Origin of the sequence: Fictibacillus macauensis ZFHKF-1 (assembly GCF_000269865.1) — a bacterium.
In the GTDB taxonomy this organism is placed as follows: domain Bacteria; phylum Bacillota; class Bacilli; order Bacillales; family Fictibacillaceae; genus Fictibacillus_C; species Fictibacillus_C macauensis.
Genome location: NZ_AKKV01000036.1, coordinates 1 through 17,070 on the forward strand (window position 1 = coordinate 1; position 17,070 = coordinate 17,070).

At 38.8% G+C, this 17,070-nt stretch carries 17 protein-coding genes and 1 CRISPR repeat array (1 of these 18 only partly in view); of the genes, 12 read left to right on the top strand and 5 right to left on the bottom strand.

Annotation, left to right across the window (positions count from 1 at the left end):
- The first annotated feature begins 387 nt into the window (after positions 1–387).
- A complete protein-coding gene (locus A374_RS15615; protein ID WP_007203201.1) occupies positions 388–888 on the top strand; it encodes an SMI1/KNR4 family protein in 501 nt (166 codons plus the stop codon).
- A 96-nt stretch (positions 889–984) separates the two neighbouring features.
- On the opposite strand, the gene A374_RS15620 is transcribed toward A374_RS15615, so the two are convergent.
- Positions 985–1,194 (bottom strand): hypothetical protein, encoded by a 210-nt coding sequence (locus A374_RS15620; RefSeq protein WP_007203202.1) that lies wholly within the window; start codon positions 1,192–1,194, stop codon positions 985–987.
- A gap of 639 nt (positions 1,195–1,833) precedes the next feature.
- Entirely contained in the window at positions 1,834–3,282 is a 1,449-nt protein-coding gene (locus A374_RS15625) for a DEAD/DEAH box helicase (protein ID WP_007203203.1), read from the bottom strand.
- Between the two features lie 356 nt (positions 3,283–3,638).
- Between A374_RS15625 and A374_RS15630 the strand changes: the two genes are divergently transcribed.
- The 4 genes from A374_RS15630 (at position 3,639) to A374_RS15645 (ending at position 6,003) form a co-directional block, all read left to right on the top strand.
- Positions 3,639–3,959: a PadR family transcriptional regulator gene (locus tag A374_RS15630; RefSeq protein ID WP_040340665.1), complete on the top strand. Its 321-nt coding sequence runs from the start codon at positions 3,639–3,641 to the stop codon at positions 3,957–3,959.
- Between the two features lie 39 nt (positions 3,960–3,998).
- Positions 3,999–4,340: a DUF1048 domain-containing protein gene (locus A374_RS15635; RefSeq protein WP_007203205.1), complete on the top strand. Its 342-nt coding sequence runs from the start codon at positions 3,999–4,001 to the stop codon at positions 4,338–4,340.
- A gap of 154 nt (positions 4,341–4,494) precedes the next feature.
- The gene (locus A374_RS15640; RefSeq protein ID WP_007203206.1) at positions 4,495–5,253 is read left to right on the top strand and encodes an ABC transporter ATP-binding protein; all 759 of its coding nucleotides are present in this window, start codon (positions 4,495–4,497) and stop codon (positions 5,251–5,253) included.
- On the top strand, positions 5,254–6,003 hold the full coding sequence (locus A374_RS15645) for an ABC transporter permease (RefSeq protein ID WP_007203207.1): 750 nt from the start codon (positions 5,254–5,256) through the stop codon (positions 6,001–6,003).
- Between the two features lie 188 nt (positions 6,004–6,191).
- Here A374_RS15645 and A374_RS15650 read toward each other — a convergent pair whose 3' ends face one another.
- The gene (locus tag A374_RS15650) at positions 6,192–6,605 is read right to left on the bottom strand and encodes a hypothetical protein (protein WP_007203208.1); all 414 of its coding nucleotides are present in this window, start codon (positions 6,603–6,605) and stop codon (positions 6,192–6,194) included.
- Between the two features lie 98 nt (positions 6,606–6,703).
- Complete coding sequence (locus tag A374_RS15655; protein ID WP_007203209.1) at positions 6,704–7,882, bottom strand: hypothetical protein; 1,179 nt, start codon at positions 7,880–7,882, stop codon at positions 6,704–6,706.
- Between the two features lie 261 nt (positions 7,883–8,143).
- Between A374_RS15655 and A374_RS15660 the strand changes: the two genes are divergently transcribed.
- Positions 8,144–8,674 (top strand): SMI1/KNR4 family protein, encoded by a 531-nt coding sequence (locus tag A374_RS15660; protein ID WP_007203210.1) that lies wholly within the window; start codon positions 8,144–8,146, stop codon positions 8,672–8,674.
- A 349-nt stretch (positions 8,675–9,023) separates the two neighbouring features.
- Here the strand turns inward: A374_RS15660 and A374_RS15665 are convergent, their stop codons facing one another.
- Entirely contained in the window at positions 9,024–9,599 is a 576-nt protein-coding gene (locus tag A374_RS15665; protein WP_007203211.1) for a hypothetical protein, read from the bottom strand.
- A 250-nt stretch (positions 9,600–9,849) separates the two neighbouring features.
- Between A374_RS15665 and A374_RS15670 the strand changes: the two genes are divergently transcribed.
- The 6 genes from A374_RS15670 to A374_RS15695 all read left to right on the top strand — a co-directional run bounded on the left by A374_RS15670 (position 9,850) and on the right by A374_RS15695 (position 15,318).
- A complete protein-coding gene (locus A374_RS15670) occupies positions 9,850–10,431 on the top strand; it encodes an HAD family hydrolase (RefSeq protein WP_007203212.1) in 582 nt (193 codons plus the stop codon).
- Between the two features lie 240 nt (positions 10,432–10,671).
- The gene (locus tag A374_RS15675) at positions 10,672–11,271 is read left to right on the top strand and encodes an RNA polymerase sigma factor (protein ID WP_420794952.1); all 600 of its coding nucleotides are present in this window, start codon (positions 10,672–10,674) and stop codon (positions 11,269–11,271) included.
- On the top strand, positions 11,240–12,643 hold the full coding sequence (locus A374_RS15680) for a hypothetical protein (protein WP_007203214.1): 1,404 nt from the start codon (positions 11,240–11,242) through the stop codon (positions 12,641–12,643). The genes A374_RS15675 and A374_RS15680 overlap by 32 nt, the downstream gene beginning before the upstream one ends.
- 112 nt (positions 12,644–12,755) lie before the next feature.
- The gene (locus tag A374_RS15685; RefSeq protein ID WP_007203215.1) at positions 12,756–12,989 is read left to right on the top strand and encodes a hypothetical protein; all 234 of its coding nucleotides are present in this window, start codon (positions 12,756–12,758) and stop codon (positions 12,987–12,989) included.
- A gap of 297 nt (positions 12,990–13,286) precedes the next feature.
- Entirely contained in the window at positions 13,287–14,360 is a 1,074-nt protein-coding gene (locus A374_RS15690; RefSeq protein WP_007203216.1) for a beta-propeller fold lactonase family protein, read from the top strand.
- A gap of 136 nt (positions 14,361–14,496) precedes the next feature.
- A complete protein-coding gene (locus A374_RS15695; RefSeq protein ID WP_007203217.1) occupies positions 14,497–15,318 on the top strand; it encodes a methyl-accepting chemotaxis protein in 822 nt (273 codons plus the stop codon).
- 317 nt (positions 15,319–15,635) lie between these two features.
- Positions 15,636–17,070: a CRISPR direct-repeat array (repeat unit 32 nt; unit sequence GTCGCACCTTACTTAGGTGCGTGGATTGAAAT); it runs 312 nt beyond the window's last position.

Consider the following 17,070-nt stretch of genomic DNA (forward strand, 5'->3'; position numbering starts at 1 on the left):
AAATTATAGAAATGATCAAGAAACTATAATGTGTGGGAAGTAGGATAGCAAAATTTTTCCTATCAAATTAAAATAATCAAGGAATGCTCGCATTATAAAAAGGACATGAGTATGTTCTAGACAAAATGAGGGAGCATGGCATTTTGGATGTCTTAGACATAGATAACAAAATGTCGCTTTATAGCACGAAATTCATGCGTTTTTTGCTTATGATTCAAGCAATGGTAAGTAGGAAATGTTTTTACATAACAACAGCTCAAGATGGCGAACTGGACCAAGTCTGTAGCATCATCATTAGGTTCTTGGTAAGATGCAGGAAGTAGTAGAGGAAATTCATGGGGAAGTTAACCACCTTGGCGGAAACCAATTGTGGTGAGAGGTTTTACGATGAACAATCATATTACATGGGAAATTAAGAAAGCGGAAGTATCGGAGGCAAAAGTAGTAGAACTTGGTCAACAGTTAGGATTTCAATTGCCACAAGATTATATTGACTGTGTCAAAGTCAATGGTGGCGCGAGCGTTGAACCGAGAACATTTATGGCAGGGACGGTTGAGCGTAGTTTTGGAGGGTTATTTAGATATGATGATGAGGAAAATGCAGATTATATTGTTAAAGTCTATGAAGACTATCAACCGAGCCTTCCTGAAAAGATCTTCCCATTTGCTGATGATCCTGCAGCGAATTTAATCTGTTTTGACTACAGCAGTAGCGAGACGAATCCGTTCGTCGTATTTTGGGATCATGAAAGTGCATGGGAGAAGGAAGATTTAATGGAAGACGAAGGAATGACATCCGAGGAAGCCGAGTATATGCGTGAACAACTAACCTATGTTGCCGCAAGCTTTACAGAACTGTTAGAGAGTTTACGTGACTCTGAAGGTTGATAGAATGATATGTCGTAGTAGACTTTTCTACTCATTGTTAAGTTATTTCCAAAAAGCAAAAAACGGATTATTTCCTTTTTTGCTTTTTGGAGTTTTTTAATCATTCTTCTTGATGAAATAAATGGAATAGGCAACAAGAAATAAACCAATTAAGAATTGAATAGTAAAGTCAGTCCAAATTTTTGTATAATTAGGACCGTTTCCAATAGCTCCTACTTGAGGAGTTAAACTAAAGTATAAGGCAATACATGATAAAATGATTGTTATTATTCCACCTGTTAAAAAAAAATACTTAATATATCTCACATATGAATCTCCTTTTCTCCAAATTTGTTATTCATTGAATGACCTCGTAAGTACTCTAATTGATCTCTTGAAATAATCAAATAGGCAGAGATTATATCAAGATTCACGAACTCAGTATAGCTGAGCGTAGAGCAATAGCAGGGAATGATGCTCAAAGAGGGAAAAATAATTAACAAGAACATAGAAGTGAGGGGCTTTGTATAAAGTATATGATGTGCGCAAAATGAAATGTTTACCGACAGTGAAAAAGTCATCATGAGAGAGGAATCATCGAAGAGTTAAAGGAGCCGATGGAATTTAACGTGAATTACATAATTCACCTAATAACCTTCTTGTTATTTATGATACTGGAGGCGATGAACTTTTTTGTTTAGATTTTAATCAACTTGATGAAAAAGGGGAACCAAAAGTAGTATCATTTGTGCCTGGTTTCAAAAATTAAAGCTATGAAGTAATTGCTAATGATTTTTTATTAGATTTAGTGATGCAAGAAGTATAGCATAGAATTTGTGGGTTAACAGAAGACCAGTGTGCTGAAAACAACACTCAAGTGGATCCCTCTTTCTTAAATTTTTAGAAACTAAAAAAATTAAAAAAAGCACGAGTGGACCAAGTCGCCACTCGTGCTTTAAGTGTTGCTTATTTTTTTGCTTTGCTCACTTTTAGTTTCTTGCCTTTAACGGTCGTATGTTCCATCGCTTCGAGGACGAGGGAGCCTTTTCCGTTCAAGATGTCAATGTACGTCCAGCTCTCTTGAATGTTAATAATTCCGATATCGTCGGCCGAAACGCCGGGGATGTTCGTTAATGTACCAACAAAATCAACGGCGCGTAACTTCTTTTTCTTTCCTCCGTTAAAATGGAGCTTGGAAATGTTTTGGTTAATGCGCGCGGTCTTATTGTTTCGAACGACGCGGCGACCGTTTTTCTTTTGTTCAAAAGCGTGCATGCTAGCGGTTACTTCCTGTTGTTCCGGTGCTTTGGCTTCAGGGATGTCAAATCCAATATAGCGCTGAGCGGCTTTGAGGTATTTCCCCTCATTTGGAGCGGCAAATGTTATTGCTTTTCCTTCTTTTCCTGCCCGTCCTGTTCTTCCAGTCCGATGAACGTAGCTTTCTTTTTCCATCGGGACGTCGAAGTTGATGACGAGGGAGACGTTATCAATATCGATGCCACGTGCAGCGACATCGGTTGCGATTAAGTAACGGAAATTCCCCATTTTAAAACCGTCCATTACGGCAAAGCGGTCTTCTTGCTCTAAGCCGCCGTGAAGTTTTTCACATGCGTAGTGAGCATTGTTCAGCTCTGTATAGACAGTATCGACATGCTCTTTCGTATTGCAGAAAATAATGCAGCTGTCTGGGTTTTCAACGACTGTTACATCTTTTAGAAGGCTCATTTTGTTTTCTTGATCAGCTACATGAGTAACGGTATGTTCAATGGTGTCTGTTGTCATTCCCGATGAAGCGATTGTAATTTTCATTGGCTCGTCCATGTACGTTCGGCAAAGGTTTTCGATGGCCTCTGGTAAAGTGGCGGAGAATACCATTGACACTCGATCTGTCGGGAGCTGTTTCAAAATACGTGTCACATCAGCGATAAAGCCCATATTTAGCATTTCATCTGCTTCATCAATAATAAGATATTTCACTTGATCGAGCACAAGTGTTTCTCGTTCAATATGATCCATGACACGCCCTGGCGTTCCAACAACAACGTGGGTTTTTTGCTTTAATTCCTCTTTTTGTGTTGCAAACGGTTCTTTTCCATATAAAGCGACGGCTTTAATTCGTTTAAACCTTCCGATGTTCGTCACGTCTTCTCGCACTTGAGCTGCGAGCTCGCGAGTTGGCGTTAAAATGAGTGCTTGTGGTCTTTTCTCTTCCCATAGTACTTGCTCACATACCGGAATGGCGAAAGCAGCTGTCTTACCAGAGCCTGTTTGTGATTGAACGACGAGATCTTTTTGTGCGAAAGCTAATGGTAGCACTTCATGTTGTACGTCAGTAGGTGTTTCATATTTGAGTACAGCTAGTGCTCGTTTTATTTCATCGCTAATGCGGTAATCGTCAAAGCTTCTTTCTTTCATGTAAATACCTCATTTTCATTATTCTTCAGAAATTAGCCTGAATAGTGTTCATTATACTTGAAATGATGGGCATCAGGGGGAAGTTTTAAACGTTTGTTTAATTATGTGGACCCCAGGTGATGGATTACGTTCTTTTCCAAGACTGTCGAGCTCTTTGGGCGAAGGATGAGATGGGCTGCTTGAAGCTATTTTGAAAAAAATTGAAAAATAGTTGCAAAATCCGGTACTTAGTCATACAATATACATATACTAAGTATTACTTAATAGCTCGCGTCAAACCGTTATTAAGTGAATAAATCGCTTAGGTACTAAGTAATACTGAATATAAGTCACACATTATAGAGGAGGTTTGGAACATCGAAAATTTAACTGAAATGCTAAAAGGTTCGCTTGAAGGCTGTGTGTTAGAAATTATTAGCCGTCACGAAACCTATGGCTATGAAATTACACGCCGCCTGAACGATCTTGGGTTCACTGAGGTTGTGGAAGGAACGGTATACACAATATTAGTACGCTTAGAAAAGAAAAAGCTAGTGAACATTGAAAAAAAACCTTCTGATATGGGTCCGCCTCGCAAATTTTATTCCCTTAATGAGGAGGGACGAAAAGAGCTTGAATGGTTTTGGAAAAGATGGGAGTTTGTCACGTCAAAAATCAACGTCTTAAAGTCGAAGTAGCTTCATAAAATAGCACAGCTAAAAAGGAGGCAATATGCGATGATTGAACTTTTTAAAAAAATGATTGGTGATAAAAAAGAGTATAAAATGATGATGGCCCGGGTAGATGCTTTACCTGAGGACTATCAGTTTGTATTTAAAAAAATACAGAGCTACATGTGGAATTTTTCAGCAGGAAATGGAATGGATATGTTACACATGCAGTATGAATTGATTGATTTATTTGAAGCTGGCGCTGCCCAAGGAAGACAAGTGCTTGAAATTACAGGTGATGATGTGGCGGCATTCGCTGATGAATTAATAGCCAATGCTAGAACCTATATTGCTAAGTTTCGGGAAGATTTGAATAAAAGCATTACTGATCGATTTGGAAAAAAGTAAATTCAACCTATACTGACTGAATAACGAGTGATTCGTGTACTTGATTCTTTTGTTATTCAGTCAATTTTAAACAACGGTACTAAGTAATACAGAATATCTGTATGACTAAGTAGAAAGCGAGCTTCAAGACACTTTTTATGAGGGAGGAAATGGCATGGATCATGTGATTGATGTAAGAGGGTTAGTAAAAGCGTTTAAAGATAAGGAAGTATTAAAAGGGGTACATCTGGAGGTGAAACGTGGTGAAATAGTTGCGCTGCTTGGTTCAAATGGGGCAGGAAAGACGACGATGGTGAACATCCTTTCTACACTGATGAAGGCTGATCGCGGCGAAGTTCGTGTGTGTGGATTTGACGTTAAACGGCAGTCTGCTGATGTACGAAAAAGCATTAGCCTTACAGGGCAGTTTGCAGCGCTAGACGGCATCCTTACAGGGAGAGAAAATTTGGTAATGATTGCTAAGTTGCGTGGAGTCTCTAATCCTTCTCAAGTAGCTGACCAGCTTCTTTCTAGATTTAGCTTGAGCGATGCGGCTCATCGCAGGGTGGAACACTATTCGGGTGGGATGAAGCGCCGTCTGGATATCGCGATGAGTTTAATTGGAGAGCCGGCTGTTATTTTTCTCGATGAGCCGACAACGGGCATTGATCCAGAAGCTCGATTGGAAGTCTGGAATACGATCAAAGCGTTAGCTGCCGGTGGAACGACGATTTTACTGACGACGCAGTACCTAGAGGAAGCGGAACAATTGGCAGATCGCATGGCAATCTTGCATGGTGGAACCATTATTAAGACCGGTACACTAACAGAATTTAAAGAAATGTTCCCACCAGCAAAAGTGGAATATATCGAAAAACAGCCAACGTTAGAGGAAATTTTCCTTGCAATCGTTAGTAAAAAGGAGGAAATGTAAATGAAAAACAAAACAGGTGTATTACTTGGCCGTTTAATGCGTAACATTATGCGAAGTCCGGATACGATTATTACGGTGGCCATCACACCAATCATGATGATGTTATTGTTTGTCTATGTATTTGGTGGAGCTATAAAGACAGGAACAGATAGCTATCTCAATTATTTAGTACCAGGAATTTTAATAATGGCGATTGCATCTGGTGTTGCGTATACGTCTGTACGACTATTTAATGATGTGAAAAGTGGACTGATGGCACGTTTTATTTCCATGCCCATTAAGCATTCTTCTATATTATGGGCTCATGTATTAGCCTCTTTTGTTTCCAATGCTCTTACAATTGTAATCGTCATTCTCGTCGCCCTCTTAATGGGTTTTCGCTCTAGCGCTACGATAATAGACTGGTTTTCGATAGCCGGATTACTTGGACTATTCACGCTGGCTCTCACTTGGTTAGCCGTTATTCCAGGATTAACAGCAAAATCGATGGAAGGAGCTACAGGCTACTCATACCCACTCATTTTCCTACCTTTTATTAGTTCTGCCTTTGTTCCCACCGATACGATGCCTAAAGTAGTGCGAGTATTTGCTGAGAATCAGCCTGTAACTTCAATTGTCAATTCGATTCGTGCCTTTTTGTACGGAGGAAACATTAGTCATGATCTTTGGATCGCCCTTACGTGGTGTGTCGGAATCATGGTGATCGCGTATTTCTTCGCTACGAAAGAATTTCAACGCAAAGTAGGGTGAAAAAGTAATTTGAGGTTATTACGAAACAGTCAGAGCATGAGGACGGTATTGAACCGAACTCATGCTTTTAATTTTGCCGAATTTTATTTCCGAAGGTTCACGGACAATGTTGTATACAGTTCATTGACAGTTCACATAGTGAAAAGTAATTCCAGCGCACGGTAGTTCGGTCTAAAGTGTAAATAGGATTATTTAAATGAGAAGGAAGTAGATTTCTTTTCATGGCCCTCTTTATAGAAAATTTCCACTCTATATTCCTCGCCTTTTTGTATGTCTCCCACCCAGAACTCTGCTTCAAAAGGATAAAGGACCGTTTTTAAATCATCAAGATCAGTGTCATTTTTAAATGTATCCAAATAAGTGAGAACATGATTTTTCTTTTTGAAGATTACTTTTTTAACTTGATATCGATCTTTATTCGTCTGCTTAACCGTTCCATACCAGCCCTTAGGTTCACTTTCGTTTGTAGTTTTTCGTAGACTGACTTCCCAGATCCCATTGTTAGATTCTCCACTCATATGATGAAGATCATAGTAGAAATATGTACCGATACTTGCCAGGAGTAAAAAAGCGACTAGTAGATAAATAGTTTTCTTTTTCATGGAAATCTCCTTTTTCTTAAATTTTGATTCAGAAAGTCATTACTGTGATGGGCTAAATAGATACAGTGTGAAGGTGCTAAAAGCTTTCTCTCATCACTTTATTTGTTTGAATGGTCAAGCATTACAAAATCATAGCTTGAGGCATGGCTGTCAACAATATTATTCAGTCCTTTTACAGGAAGGGCACTCTTTTCCGCGCCGTCCTTATAAGAATAGGATGCCAACTCATACTCTTTTTTGTTTTTCATTTTATTTAGTATATAAATTGCATCTTTTCGGAAGTCAATTCCTGCTACTTCATATGTGGTTGATTTCTTTCTTTTTAATGAAAAAGACTGTAGCGGCTTTTTGGATTTTAAATCAAAGACAAATACTGTAGAAGTACCAGTAAGGTGATAAAGCTTGTTCCCATGAATCGTAAAATTATTGTGATAACCTATAAATGAGTCTTCTATACGATCTGTTTTAACTTTAAATGTACCAAGCTGATACTTACCATATAACTTTTTATTTTGTAAATCATAAATCATTACGTGAGGGACAACTGTCATGGTAGCTTCGTCTTCTTTATAGAAAATAAAATAGGCTAAATGATGTTTAATTAGCATATTAGAGTTAACATTTTCATAGTCTCTTATCGTCCCAATTGTTTTTATTTTACTGTATATTGCTCGATCCCCTAGTTTAATTTTACCGAATATTAGACGATTCATAGAATGATCATCTTCTCCTAATACATAAATGTCTTTTCCGTCATTGCCATATGTTAAATAAAAACCAGGAACTTTTTGCTCTCTTATTTTTTTTTCATTTCCCCAACGTACAACGCTAAAATAGCCAGCCTTTTCCTGCCCTTTATTGGTTAAACTATAAAACATTTTTTCTTTCGGCAAGTAAGCAGCCTGTCTGTATCCGGTATATACTTTTTCTTTCATGGAAAACGAGATATTTTTTTTTCCTACAAATTCAACTTTATCAGGGTCTTCTCTTAGTAACATCCCGTCTCCTTGGGCAATCCCGCCGGCTTCAATAGCTTCGCCTTTCGTAGCTGAAGTTTTTCCTTTTTGGTCGATATAGACCGTATAGCTACCTACTCCTGTTGAATCAGCGGTTCCCGAAAAATAAACAGCAGCTACTTTATCTTTTAAAAAAGTAGGAGATTGCGTATTGATCGAGACATAGTCTTTCTCTCTAAAATATGAAATGGAATAATAAACGATGATTCCAATTATGACAAATGCAATGATTAATACAGTGGCCTTTATTGTTGTGCGCACTAGTTACGCTCCCTTTTTTAACAAGCATCTCTGACTTGTTTTTTTGTAATAATAACAAAAAATAACATTTATGGATATGGGTCTTTCGCACTTCGGCTAGCTATTCGGCACAGAATACCTGGCTCAATCCAACCTATTACCTTCGAAGCAACAAACATTAAGAATGAAGTGCTTTATACATTATAATTGGTATAATAAGGATATTACAAAGAGTAGGATGCTATCTTTATAGTGCTGTAACACTAAAAAAGCGGGTGACATATGAAGAACATGATTCAAGACATACTCAATGGCTTTAAACAACGTCTCGATCAAACGAATCAAATCCTCGTTCAGTCGACACAAGGATACCTTTATACCTCTACGATTACATTTAATCAAGAGGTTGTAAGTTCAGAGCAAATGGATACATTCACACAAGAAACGGGCTGGGTTCTTCCGAAGGACTATCAGGCATTTTTAGCTGTGCATAATGGTATGAAAATGTTTGGTGGAGAGTGGATAGGAGACATTGAATTATTCAGAATGGAGGAGATTGTAAACTGGCATGATGAGAGTGTTGTGCCGCGCGATTCCTTTCCGATTGGGTATTTCCCTGATGTAGGGGCAATTATGATCGATGCGGACCGATATAAAAAGGGAGATGTCCATTATATGTGGCTTAGTGGCATAGAGAACTATGATCTGAATTGTAATTTTGTTGAATGGTTAGATCGTATTATTATGGCACAGGGCAATGCCTACTGGGATTGGACAGGACAGCGGAGTGCTGCTACATACTGGGAAGAGTGACGCAGCTAGGTAACGTTTTTACGAATGATACTGAAAATGAAGACGTCATGTTTGCACGAGTGACATGTATAGAGAGTTTGAAATAATGTCGAAAGCCTTGCCAACCATCATGAAGCAGGCGGAAAAATGGGCATGGTGCTGCATACTAGGAAACTAAAGAGTGACGAGATAAGAGAAGCTTACAGTAAGGTGCATCTCGCTGGCGACAACGAAATGAGTGAGGTCCTTTAGAATAGTAGGATAGAGTATTTATTTCATAAGGCATAAGGATAGGCAAACAATCCGTACATACTATCAAAAATGGTAAAAGAGCTTCTAGATCAAAGAAGCTCTTTTAACGCATCACATACTAATTTTTCGTCTGTTTATTGCTTTGTTCGTGTACATACTTGTACCACCGAAACGTAAATCGCTCCAAATTGTTTAGGCTAGTATAGAAATTTCCGTAAAGCGTCTTCAAGCTTTTTCTTTTAATGGAGGGGCTCATCATAAGCATTATATCTTCTTGTCTTTGTTGAAGTCCTTCATGAAGATTTTTTAAGCTTGATAGTGTTTGTTCATCTGGGTGTGGTTTGCTGCTTTCTTTTTCATAGATTTTTTCGTATTGCTGATCCAGTTCCTTTAATTCACTTTTTATTTTACTCAGGTAGTCCATCGTAAGCGTTTCTTCTTTCTTTTGTGACCGCTCTTCTAGAAATGAATAGAACTTTTTCGCCTCTTGTGAATATTGATACTGTTGTTTCAGGAGAATCCTTTTATTTGTTTTAATATGTTTTGAAAGCTCGTTTCGGGTGATGGAATCAGGTTGATACGTGACGGATTTGTTGAAGCTATTCATTGAAAAAGGGTAGTACCATGTTAAGAACAGTTCAGCAACAATAAGAGCAAGGATGACAAGAATTCCTATTTTCTTTTTGGTGGTCATAGATGTTTCCTCCATAAGTGTTATTTATATTGTTTTGATGATGAGCATGATACTAGAGTAAATGCAGCTTGTTTTATTTTTTTACCCTGTGCTCAAATTGTGAAAACTAGATATTGGTAATTTTGATGAAAAAATGGAGGCGATCCTTTTGATTAAGGCCATTTTGTTCGATTTAGACGGAACATTATTAAACAGAGATAAATCTATTAAACGTTTCATTGCTCATCAATACGACCGGTAGCATGAGGCGTTGCGACATATTCCGAAAGCGGAGTATAGTGCTAGATTTATAGAACTAGATCACCGGGGATATGTTTGGAAAGATCAAGTCTACCAGCGCTTAGTGAGTGAATACAGCATTACTAAGATTTCGTGGGAACAGCTACTTCAAGATTATGTGAAGGAATGTAAAAACCATTGCGTTCCTTTTCCTCATCTAATAGAGATGTTAACCGAACTAAAAAAGAGCGGTTTTGCTCTTGGAATCATTACAAATGGCTACGGACAACTGCAGATGAATCATATTCGGGCTCTTGGTATTGCGTCGTATGTAGATGTAATCGTAATCTCTGAATGGGAAGGAATTAAAAAGCCGGATGCGCGTATCTTTTATCGTGCATTGAACAAGCTACATTGCCACCCTCACGAAAGTGTCTATGTAGGCGATCATCCCATCAATGATCTAAAAGCTGCACGGGCCGTTGGGATGACAGGAATATGGAAAAGAGATGCGCAATGGAACGACGTCGATGCAGATGCAATGGTGGATGAGTTGGGAGAAATTCCGATGGTGGTACAAAATCTGTCATACATTACAAAACTTCATACATGAGGAAACTAGCGAATGCGTACTGTTATCAACCAATGATTACCCCATCCAAACCTTACGAAAAGATTGGTCGAGCAAATGGGCGGTAGCATCTCATTAAAAAGTATCCCTTTTCAGAAAACAACCTTTACGGTGACATTGAATCAGATTCGCTTTTAATACATAAAAAATGAGAGCTGCGAACGAGCCATTTCGCAGCTCTTTTTCAGCGCTTATAAAATAATTACTTCCAGTTGTCACAAAATGTGGCATTCGTTCGTTATACAGTGTGTAAGGAGGGATACGGTGAGAGGTTCAAAAAGGGATTATGCAAAAATGGAAGAGTTATATACGTTGTATGAACAACGCGTTTATCACGTTGCGTACGCTGTTTTACACAATGTCCAACAGGCGGAAGATGCTGTGCAAGAAACGTTTCTTACGCTGTATCAACGCTTAAAGGAGCTTCGTAAGTTGGATGAAGAAGAGCTGAAGCGTTACATTTTACGCATCGCGAAAAACAAAGCGATTGATAGCTATCGGAAAAACAGACGCCACGGAGAATTTTTAAACGAATATCAACGAGAAACAAAAGACGCGGTTGATGAAAATGTAGAAGAATGGGAACGCAGCTTTCTATCGGAAGTGCAAATTGATGAGTTATTAACCAACTTAACTGATTCAAACCGCCGTGTTTTTAAGTATAAAATTTTCTATAACTTAAGCTATACAGAAATCGCTGATCTGATGGGAATTGCTGAAACGAATGTGCGCAAGCAATTCGAGCGAGCCCGCAAAAAGGTCGTGCAATTTATGAGAGGGGGCCAGATCAATGGATGCAAAGAACTCAAACCAAATGGATGAACTCGCAGAAAAAATTGCGCTAGAAGATTTTGATGAATTACACACACCACACCAGTTTTCAGAAACCTATACACAAAAAAAGAAAAAGTTTATGGAGGAGATTGTTATGAAAGAAAAAGCGAAAAAGAAAAAACGATTACTCATTACGGCAGCGAGCCTATTAATTGGTATTCCAACCACCGTCTATGGAGCAAATGAAATTTATGATATTGTCGTTCAAAAACAAAATTATGAAGTGAAGGTGTCATTAGACAATCAGTCACATGAAAAAAATAATCGTTTGTACAAGCTACAGCTCGGTTATTTGCCAAAGGGTATGAAAGAAGATGAGAAAGGTTCTATGGAATATTCGTTTAATAAAAGTGATCTTGGTGGTTTTACATTCACTCTTTATAGAATTGGAAAGCACTCGGATTTTAACACAAAGTTTGCGAAAAATTATCAAGAAAAAGAAATTAATGGTCATAAAGCTGTCATTGTTAAAACAGATAGTGGTGACGATCGAGAGGTAGATAATCGAGAAACGTTACTGTTTTTTGAAAAAGAAGGCATTATGCTACATGCTTATGTAGGAGAAGATGTGAGTGAAAAACAACTTCTAAAAGTATTAAAAAATGCGGCCTTGAAACCAGCTACAAAGGCAACAGCATCAGATATAACAGATTACGATCAAATGCTTGAAGATGATGAAAAATACGGAAAACCGGATACAAAAGTTACACCGCTTCAAAAAGATAGTAAGCAAATTGTATCCGTCGGGCAAACTTTCTTGGATGAAGAATTTATGGATTCGCAGTTGTCATATACAATAGACAACGTAAAAGTAAACGATTCTATTCAGCCATTTAACAAAGATAATTTTAATGATGTAGGCATGGGGAATTTGCGTGATAAGGGTGCATTGTCTAAAGATAACAAATTCGTTCCGTACAAACGCAATTTATACAAATTAGGTGACGGTACGAACTCCCTAAATAAATTAATAAAATCTGATAAAATAGATATGAAATTTGTTACATTCACAGCAACCATTAAGAATGTGAGCGCGCAGAAAGCGGATGAAATTTATATGAATCCATCTCTAGTATCGTTGAAATCTACAGGAGATTCGTGGAATTTTACTAAACCAGAAATGATGGATGAGACAACAGCGATGACAGGAGAAGTAGATTATTTAGAACCACATGGCAAGGGTAATAACTACTATAACATTGGTGAATTAGCGCCTAGTGAATCCAAAAAAGTAAACATCGGATTTTTCGTAGACCGAGATAAGCTAAATAGTATGTTTCTAAAAGTTCAAACATCAGGATTTGAAAATAAAGATATGAATGCGAAAGATCGCCATTGGGTGGATCTTCGTCAAAAATAAAAACAATAAAAAAACAGGAGCGAGCATGCTTCTGTTTTTTTTTATTGCTATAAGTAGGATAAAAAAGGTATTTTAGTAAGGATTAACATTTATAGGGTGAGGAGTTTTGGAGTTGAAATCGTTAAAGTCATTTATTATTACATTTGTTGTACTACCATCTTTGCTGGGACTGGGACTTACCATTACGGTTGATCTCGTACCATTTATTATGGATTTAATAGCGGGGAACGGACCAAAAGTAGCTTTTAAGAATGTAGGGATTACTTTTTTGCTAGGTTTTGCTATGTATTTTATTTATATTGCGTATAAAGCGGTGACTTATCGCATGAGCAAAAAAGCAAAGTGAAGATAATTGTTAAGAGATGATGACAGAACCTTACTGGCATCATCTCTTTTACGTTGATCACATACGTCCACAGTTGTCATGGTAGAAGATCGGTTGGTAGTTTCGTTGAGTTTTGCATGCTGTGATGCATGACGAGGATGGACTGATTAAATTCTGTAACGTCTTCATACAGTAACCATTCTCATCTTATTTAATATACTAATAAGAAGGTGAATGAAAAGGAGAAGTATGATGGACAATAGGACAGCCTGCCTTTGTTGTTTTTTTTGCATAGTAAGAAAAGGAGCGCAGTTGGCAGTGTTTCTCGCTGGAGCTGAGAGCTTTATTTCAATAACATTTGTCTCGTTTAATCCTGTTACAGGTCAAGTGATCGGTTCACTGAGTAGCGGAAGTGTTGTTGCGTTTAACTGTTGTGATGTGCTTGCTGTCCAAAGAGGGGGAGCAGCTCCCGCTTTTTGCCGCATACTAGCCTACGTTTCAAACACGAATGATAACACGATTTCAGTAATTGATACGGCAACGAACACAGTGATTCAGACAATTCCTAGTGGAGGAAATGCACCTCTTGATATCGCCTTGACACCAGATGGTACTCGCCTTGTAGTCAATAATCAAGCTACCAATACGGTATCCGTTATTGATACAGCTACGAACGCCATTCTTGCAGAAGTGCCGGTCGGCTCCCCAGAGTTAGGTCTGGCCATTACGCCAGATGGACGCTTTGCCTATTCAACGAGCGCCACCAACAATAACATTACGGTAATTGACCTTACAACGTTTACGGTCACTACCGTTATCCAAGAAGCACCAGGATCTAACCCACTTGGCATCGCCATTACTCCAAATGGTACGACCGCTTATGTGGTTAACCAAGTAGCCGGTACGGTCGGAGTCATCGATACGGCGACGAACACGATTACCCAAACGATTACTTTTCTTGTGGGTAGTGCGCCCAACCAAGTGGTCATCTCCCCCGATGGTAGCGCTGCCTATGTAACGGCTCCAGGAACTAGCACTGTTGTTCGGATAGATACGGCAACCAATACCATAGCCGCAGAAATTAGTGGGCCAGCTATTCCTGTGGGTATTGCTATTTCGCCAGATGGTCGGACGCTTTACGTGACTGATTTGGGAAACAATACAGTTTCAGTTATTGATACGGCGACTAATACACAAATTGCGACGATTCCTGGTTTTTCGGAACCTTTCCGGCTTGCCTTTACCCCAGATGGTTCAAGGTCTTATGTAGTAAATAAATCAGCAAACACTGTCTCCGTGGTTGATACGGCAACTAATACAATCGTTAGTACCATTCCAGTAGGAAATAATCCGACGGGTATCGCGATTGGCAGAGTTTGTATTCCAGTTTAGTACCTTTAATGTCGGTTTCTATAGTTCTATAGTAGGTAAAAGTTGTGTGCTTTTAGAATATATGATATGAATAACACTAAGAAATACTACCTATTTTTAGTCATTTTTACCTATAAAAGAGTGATGAGGAGCCTATATGACCAATTATGTAAGTAGTGCCGGCAAACGAGTCGAAACAAATGCTATAATGGCATCTCTTGAAAAGAACTTAGCAATGGTCGAGTTTAATATGGACAGAAAAGTAATATGGGTGAATGAGCTCTTTGCCCAAACATTGAGTTATACAGTGAGTGAAATGCAAGGAATGAACCATGAAGCATTTTGCCTAGCAGACTATCGTAATAGTAAGGAATATCAGGAATTATGGGCTAATCTTGCAAACGGAAAGAAGTATCAAGAAAAAATTGAGCGAATTGATCGTACTGGAACGTCAAGATGGCTAGAAGCAACCTACATACCTGTCATGGATGTAGGTGGAACGGTAACATCCGTTTTGAAAATTGCCACAGACATTACACAGCGCGAACATACAACAACAGCTCTTATCGCTCAATTAAAGCAAATGCCAGAAAATCTCGTAAACGTAGTCATGGCTAATTCTAAAGAAAAAGTTACGGCAGTAGAATCCTTAAAAAATCAAATCCAACTGATTGACCAAACGGCCACGATCATTCGCGAAATTGCTGCCCAAACAAATCTATTATCCTTAAATGCTGCCATTGAAGCTGCACGAGCAGGTGAACATGGACGAGGCTTTAACGTCGTTGCACAAGAGGTTAAGAAACTCTCAACCAATGCAAATGATGCGATTAAAAATGTGAATGAAAATGTTAAGAACATCTCACGCGAGCTTGAGAATGTAAATGAAATTACAAAGGACTTACAAAGAATAGTTAAAGATGCAAAAGAAAAAATAGATCGAACCATTAAAGAGTTTGAGAAGGTAATAGCAACGTAAAAAGAAGTGTCCAAGCGGTTTAACTGCTTGGTTTTTTTTGCGGGATTTGAAACTTGTTTATGAGTAGTATATGGTATAATAAACCAATATAGTTATATTTACCTACTGTAATATGAGTTTTAATTAATCAAACAAGTAACGTCGTTAAGTGCGAACATAAAGCTCACATAAAATTACAGGGAGATTCGCACCTTATTTTTAGTCATTTTTATTAAACATTGCATAAGAATACGTGCTATAAAAACCAAAAACATCAAAAAAGTGGTTGGATTTTCACCTTATGTAAACTAATAATCGTTTTTTACCTAAAAATCGCTGTCGCACCTTACTTAGGTGCGTGGATTGAAATGCTTAGAAACATCTGGATTGGAGTTTTGCTTTACCGTCGCACCTTACTTAGGTGCGTGGATTGAAATCACGCATGGTCACCGAAGCCCTTATCTACGACGGTCGCACCTTACTTAGGTGCGTGGATTGAAATAATACTCCAAATTTGATCTAAGTTGTATGCACTCGTCGCACCTTACTTAGGTGCGTGGATTGAAATACGAACGAAATGAATGTTAAATTAACGGGGAGTAATGTCGCACCTTACTTAGGTGCGTGGATTGAAATGATATATGGAGGGTTCGCTTAGTAAAGATGAACTGTCGCACCTTACTTAGGTGCGTGGATTGAAATCCTTTGTATCTGTCCCATACCCATTATGGTTAAGTCGCACCTTACTTAGGTGCGTGGATTGAAATCGAGAAGCGGCACGGATCCGAAATGAAATGACGGGTCGCACCTTACTTAGGTGCGTGGATTGAAATTGCTGCCCCGTTTGCGACATTTAAAGCAAATGCCGTCGCACCTTACTTAGGTGCGTGGATTGAAATATCTGAATTTGTGGAGTAAATTTGTGTTTCTTGGTCGCACCTTACTTAGGTGCGTGGATTGAAATCCTCCAGGGCATACAAAACGTTTTGGCCCGTTTGGTCGCACCTTACTTAGGTGCGTGGATTGAAATACAGTGCGCCTAGGTGGCGTTACACCGTACATCGGTCGCACCTTACTTAGGTGCGTGGATTGAAATTTTAGTTAATAGGAGGAACTATCATGGCACTTGAGTCGCACCTTACTTAGGTGCGTGGATTGAAATTTCGGTCCGTTAGGATCGAAATCCCACGCCCCCAGTCGCACCTTACTTAGGTGCGTGGATTGAAATTCGTTGTGCTTGTATGACAAGATTACTTGTACTAGTCGCACCTTACTTAGGTGCGTGGATTGAAATACTTTTTGCCCCAACGATTAATTGCAAGTAGTCGGTCGCACCTTACTTAGGTGCGTGGATTGAAATGGTTAACCGCTTTTTACGTTTTTTAGAAAAATCATGTCGCACCTTACTTAGGTGCGTGGATTGAAATATATAGAACCTATCTTGATCTTTTAGAAAACATGTCGCACCTTACTTAGGTGCGTGGATTGAAATTAAAACGCCCGCGCGGATAACGGTACCGTTGATAGTCGCACCTTACTTAGGTGCGTGGATTGAAATAGCGATTACGCTGTTATCATTATAAATTTCTAATGTCGCACCTTACTTAGGTGCGTGGATTGAAATTCCACTCTATGACGTGCCCTAACTCGTGTAATAGTCGCACCTTACTTAGGTGCGTGGATTGAAATGCAATTAAGGGCTGACAAGCCATCTAAAAAACCGTCGCACCTTACTTAGGTGCGTGGATTGAAATAGAGAAAAAGGCGCAGGAG

Excerpts from the sequence above, each read along its gene's own strand:
- A374_RS15615 (WP_007203201.1), top strand. The coding sequence starts at position 388 with ATGAACAATCATATTACATGGGAAATTAAGAAAGCGGAAGTATCGGAG.
- A374_RS15625 (WP_007203203.1), bottom strand. The coding sequence starts at position 3,282 with ATGAAAGAAAGAAGCTTTGACGATTACCGCATTAGCGATGAAATAAAA.
- A374_RS15635 (WP_007203205.1), top strand. The coding sequence starts at position 3,999 with ATGATTGAACTTTTTAAAAAAATGATTGGTGATAAAAAAGAGTATAAA.
- A374_RS15640 (WP_007203206.1), top strand. The coding sequence starts at position 4,495 with ATGGATCATGTGATTGATGTAAGAGGGTTAGTAAAAGCGTTTAAAGAT.
- A374_RS15645 (WP_007203207.1), top strand. The coding sequence starts at position 5,254 with ATGAAAAACAAAACAGGTGTATTACTTGGCCGTTTAATGCGTAACATT.
- A374_RS15650 (WP_007203208.1), bottom strand. The coding sequence starts at position 6,605 with ATGAAAAAGAAAACTATTTATCTACTAGTCGCTTTTTTACTCCTGGCA.
- A374_RS15660 (WP_007203210.1), top strand. The coding sequence starts at position 8,144 with ATGAAGAACATGATTCAAGACATACTCAATGGCTTTAAACAACGTCTC.
- A374_RS15665 (WP_007203211.1), bottom strand. The coding sequence starts at position 9,599 with ATGACCACCAAAAAGAAAATAGGAATTCTTGTCATCCTTGCTCTTATT.
- A374_RS15675 (WP_420794952.1), top strand. The coding sequence starts at position 10,672 with ATGTGGCATTCGTTCGTTATACAGTGTGTAAGGAGGGATACGGTGAGA.
- A374_RS15680 (WP_007203214.1), top strand. The coding sequence starts at position 11,240 with ATGGATGCAAAGAACTCAAACCAAATGGATGAACTCGCAGAAAAAATT.
- A374_RS15695 (WP_007203217.1), top strand. The coding sequence starts at position 14,497 with ATGACCAATTATGTAAGTAGTGCCGGCAAACGAGTCGAAACAAATGCT.